The 4,055-nt window shown below is 61.3% G+C and carries 5 protein-coding genes; all 5 read right to left on the bottom strand.

Features of this window, described 5'->3' with window-relative positions:
* Window positions 1-1,404 (bottom strand): molybdopterin cofactor-binding domain-containing protein (locus tag WB528_RS26930; RefSeq protein ID WP_423892389.1); only part of this gene is annotated, 1,404 nt, incomplete at its 3' end.
* A gap of 11 nt (window positions 1,405-1,415) precedes the next feature.
* Window positions 1,416-1,880: a (2Fe-2S)-binding protein gene (locus tag WB528_RS26925; RefSeq protein WP_423892387.1), complete on the bottom strand. Its 465-nt coding sequence runs from the start codon at window positions 1,878-1,880 to the stop codon at window positions 1,416-1,418.
* A gap of 512 nt (window positions 1,881-2,392) precedes the next feature.
* Complete coding sequence (locus tag WB528_RS26920; RefSeq protein ID WP_423892386.1) at window positions 2,393-2,611, bottom strand: hypothetical protein; 219 nt, start codon at window positions 2,609-2,611, stop codon at window positions 2,393-2,395.
* A gap of 196 nt (window positions 2,612-2,807) precedes the next feature.
* Window positions 2,808-3,014 (bottom strand): hypothetical protein, encoded by a 207-nt coding sequence (locus tag WB528_RS26915; protein WP_423892385.1) that lies wholly within the window; start codon window positions 3,012-3,014, stop codon window positions 2,808-2,810.
* 566 nt (window positions 3,015-3,580) lie between these two features.
* The coding region (locus tag WB528_RS26910) for an AMP-binding enzyme (RefSeq protein WP_423892384.1) at window positions 3,581-4,055 on the bottom strand (475 nt) is incomplete at its 5' end.

Below are 4,055 nucleotides of genomic sequence, written 5' to 3'. Positions count from 1 at the left end.
CATGTTCGGCGTTTGCTGGGGGATGAAAAACTCCGATTCCCACGCCACTACATTCGCACCGTCGAGCGCGGCGCGCACATCGATCAATGTGGGCGGTCCCTTGGGGTCCCAGCCGTGCTCATCGGCGCGCGACCATTGCACACGCACCGGCTTGCCGACCGCCTTGGCCAAGATCGCGGCATCGGCGGCGGCGTCCTCGTGGCCGTTACGGCCGTAGCAGCCCGAGCCCTCGACATAGATGCAGCGCACGTTATCGACAGGCAGCGCCAGCATCTTGGCGAGCTGCTTCCGCAGACTGTGCGTCATCTGCGAGGCCGACCAGGAGGTGAGCTTGCCGTCCTCGAATTCTGCGATGGCGCAGGAGGGCCCGATCGAGCCGTGGGTGTGGATGGCGAAATCGTAGGTGGCGGCGAGCTTCTTGACGCCCTCCTTGGCCATCGCCTCGGCCGTATTGCCGATGTTGCCGGTCACCTCGTCCTTGGCGACCTTCGTAGCGCGAACGTAGTCGTAGAGCTTGGACTGCTCGGGCAATCCTTTCCACTCCGACCACGTGGCCTTGAGGTCGCGCGCCGCCCGGATCGCGCTCCATTCGCTTTGCGCGACGACGCCGAGGAAATTGCCCTCCCGCACCACCTTGACGACGCCCGGGATAGCCTTGATCGAGGCCTCGTCGACGGTTTCGAGCTCGGCGCCGATCGCCGGCGGGCGCACCACCCGGCCGTGCAGCATGCCGGGCACGCGAACGTCGTGTATGTAAGTGAAGCGGCCGGTCACCTTATCGGGGATGTCGAGCCGCGCCACGCTGGTGCCGACGCGCTTGTAGGCCTTGGCGTCCTTCCATGGCGGCGGCTTGGTATGATCGACCTTGAGATTGAAGGTCTTGCCGCCGATCAGCTGGCCGAACGCTACTTGTCCCGTCGGGCTCGTGATGACACCATTTTCGATGCTGAGCTCCTCCGGCTTGGCGTTGAGCCGCTTGACGGCCGCCTCCAGCAGCGCGGCCCGCGCCAGCGCCGCCGCATTGCGTATCTGCATGCCGCCAATCTGGATCGACACGCTGCCAAAGGTCGGGCCCTGGTCGGGCGTCGTCAGAGTGTCGCCCTGCACGATGCGGACGCTCGACATCGGTACATCAAGCTCGTCCGCCACGATCTGCGTCAGCGCCGTCTTGACGCCGGTGCCGAGATCGACCTTGCCAGAATACACGGTGACAGCACCGTCGGTGTCGATGGTGAGGAAGCTGTCGACTTCGGTCAACATCAAGGGCTTGGACGGCGCGGCGGGTACCGCCGCTTTCTGCGGTTGTGCCATAACAGTCCCGGCACTGCCCGTCAGCGTGAAGGCGACGACGAGAGAACCGGCTTTCAAAACCTCGCGCCGCGACAAGATAAGTGTGTCAGTCATGCTGGCCTCCCTCAAACGCGCTGGATGGCGCGGACGATGCGCGCATGCGTGCCGCAGCGGCACAGATTCTTGGCGAGCGCCCGCGTGATCTCCACCGCACTCGGCTGCTTGCCCTTGTTGGCGGCGAGGAAGGCTGCCGCCTCCATGATCATACCGTTGATGCAGTAGCCGCACTGGGCGGCCTGCTCGTCGATGAAGGCCTTTTGCAGCGGATGCGGATTTTGTGGGCTGCCGAGGCCCTCAAGCGTCACCACCTCGTTGCCAGGCTTGAGCGCCGACAGTGGCGTCACGCAAGAGCGCGTCGCCTTGCCGTCGATGTGCACCGTGCAGGCGCCGCATTGACCGAGCCCGCAGCCAAAACGCGGTCCGTGCAAGCCGAGGTTTTCGCGCAACGCGTAGAGCAGCGGCATGTCCGCATCATCGATGCTGATTTCGACCTGCTGGCCGTTGACAGTGAGGGCCTTGGAAATTGCCATCGGATCCTCCCAACATTTCTTATTCTCATTCCGACCGCGCGCTCTCCGCTCACGAGGGGCCATGCTGCCGGTCGGATAAAGCCTACTCCAGCCAAAAGGAGCGGTCTACATTCTGATAGCCGGGGACGTTTTTGTTCGCGCCGGATACGCCTGCATGGCACGCCGCCCCCGGCCTTACCTGAGCCAGCTGGCACCCTGGAATAAGATCAATGTCCAGCTTGCAAAACCGAACATGAATTTCTCGATATTCATTTCCAAAATCTTGCGCACGAACCGGAGCCCCGGGTGGGTGCGCGCAGCTACTTAAAGATTTGACATCCCCATCCCGAATTTCGCGGCAATTTTTCCGACCGGATCCGATCAAATGCAGAGCGGCGGTAGAAAATAAATCCCGCTTTTTTGCGCGGCCACTGCGCCCTGCCCCAGCACAACGCTACGGCCAACACATTCCGTCGCACCGCTGGCGCAACAGGATTACACCGTTGGTGAGCAGTGCCGGTTTAGGAACGTCGTCATTCGTTCTCACCGCCGTCTTCAGCGATTTGCTGTTCGCGCTCATGAAGCCGCTCCACAATCGCCGTTCGCCTGGGTATGAGCACGGCTTCATCTACGAGGCGTTGCCCAAGGTCAGCATGATATTGTTGCACGACATCGAGGACCGCTTCGTTGGCGAGCTTTCGATGGTACTCGGCAAGTAGTCTGTGCATGGCTGCGAGTTGTTCATCGGTCATGGATTGCACCTTGGCCGTTGATGTTGAAATTATCGCATCACGGAAGGAAGTTCCTGCCAAAAACCCCGGATAGCGTAGGTTTTGTCGGCGCTAGCGCAAAGCGCGGCCCCGCCATTGTGAGATCAGTGGGTGACGGGGCCGTGCCTCGGACCGAATATCGGGGTCGCGGCCCGATCCGAAATTGCCCGTGGCGAACCTAATCGATGTGCACGAGACGTTCGTGCCATTTTGCTGCGAGGCCCCTAATTTGCTCAAAAGTCAGGATCGCCGGATCGCCTTCGCGAACAATGGTCGCGCGCCTGCGCTCCTTGAGTGGCATGGTCATCGCTCGGGATACCGCCGAGCGCAGTTTCATCGTGCCATGATCGGTCAGAGTGACTAACTCTTCGGGGTCGAAGGCCATTGTGGCATGCCCTAGCTTTGGCTGGCCCGCAAGCCAGCGCACGCACCCCCGATGCCCACAGCTAGATAAGCCGAGTTAGGTTAAGAGCGGGTTTATCGAGCCTCCAAATAACCGCCCGATCTCTTCCTCGTCGGCACGACGCATTACGCCCCACCCCTGCCGAATTTCGCGACGTTTTTGAAACGCCACCGACCCGCAGTTGGATGCAGGGAGAAAATAATTGGTACAAAAACGAGCGGCAAGCGCGGCGCACTGGTTCAACCAGACTTTCGCTGACCCGTAAGCGTTGGATCATACAATCGTTTTGTGCTGCCCCCAATTTGGCGACCCCCGGCGCTCGCAGGGGTCATGCCGAAAACCTTGCTGAGCGAGAAAAAAATCCCTGAGTGATAGTGGGGCCGGTTCGCGGGCGACACCTTGCCAGAGATTGACCTACCCCCCACCCTCCCCAAACGGACTTCAATGTGAAGCACTGCCGCGGGATTTCGTTAGCCGAGAAGGGGAAGTCCGGGCCCTGCCTAACTCCGGATAGCTGGTACTGGCCCGGGCCAGTACCGGATAGCTTACTAGATCGCCGCCACCTCTCCCTTGATCCAGGCTTCACGCAGCTTGAATTTTTGGATCTTTCCCGATCCGGTCAGCGGAAAGGCTTCCACAACGACCCAATGCTTCGGTGACTTGTGGGGAGCCAGCGAGGCGCGCATGTACGCCGTCATCTCCTCCTTGTCGATAACGGCGCCGGATACCGGGCGAATGAAGGCCGCGACCTCTTCACCCCATTTCTCGTGGGGGACGCCGACGACGGCGACTTCGCTAACCTGGGGATGCCGGAACAGCAGCTCTTCCAGTTCGCGCGGGTAGATGTTCTCGCCGCCGCGGATGATCATGTCCTTCAGCCGACCTTCGACCGTGCAGTACCCGCGCGCGTCCATTGCGCAAAGATCGCCGGTATGCAGCCAGCCGTCGGCGTCCATGGCTGCAGCGCTCGCTTCCGGCATTTCAAAGTAGCCAAGCATCACGTGATAGCCGCGGGTGCAGAAT

It is taken from the genome of Bradyrhizobium sp., from assembly GCF_049586575.1.
Lineage (GTDB): Bacteria > Pseudomonadota > Alphaproteobacteria > Rhizobiales > Xanthobacteraceae > Bradyrhizobium.
The sequence above is the reverse complement of the archived record's forward strand: the minus strand, read 5'-3'. Positions and strand labels throughout refer to the sequence as shown.

Bases quoted from the DNA above. Each gene is read 5' to 3' on its own strand.
- WB528_RS26925 (WP_423892387.1), bottom strand. From the start codon at position 1,880: ATGGCAATTTCCAAGGCCCTCACTGTCAACGGCCAGCAGGTCGAAATC.
- WB528_RS26920 (WP_423892386.1), bottom strand. From the start codon at position 2,611: ATGACCGATGAACAACTCGCAGCCATGCACAGACTACTTGCCGAGTAC.
- WB528_RS26915 (WP_423892385.1), bottom strand. From the start codon at position 3,014: ATGGCCTTCGACCCCGAAGAGTTAGTCACTCTGACCGATCATGGCACG.